The sequence below is a fragment of the Erwinia sp. PsM31 genome (assembly GCF_030433775.1).
Taxonomy (GTDB): Bacteria; Pseudomonadota; Gammaproteobacteria; order Enterobacterales; family Enterobacteriaceae; genus Erwinia; species Erwinia aeris.
In genome coordinates this window covers 1-225 of sequence record NZ_JARUWZ010000122.1, presented here as the reverse complement: position 1 = coordinate 225, position 225 = coordinate 1, and the positions used below count along the sequence as shown (strand labels likewise).

The window sequence follows — 225 nt, the reverse complement described above, 5'->3', positions numbered from 1 at the left end:
ATCGTTACTTATGTCAGCATTAGCACTTCTGATACCTCCAGCAGCACTCACAGGCCACCTTCGCCGGCTTACAGAACGCTCCCCTACCCAACAACACATAGAGTCGCTGCCGCAGCTTCGGTGCATGGATTAGCCCCGTTACATCTACCGCGCAGGCCGACACGACCAGTGACCTATTACGCATTCTTTAAATGATGGCTGCTTCTAAGCCAACATCCTCGCTGT

The 225-nt window shown here is 52.9% G+C and carries 1 rRNA gene; it reads right to left on the bottom strand.

The window, feature by feature from the left end:
* Positions 1-225: ribosomal RNA gene (locus QCD69_RS22695) — 23S ribosomal RNA — on the bottom strand; the annotation flags it as partial.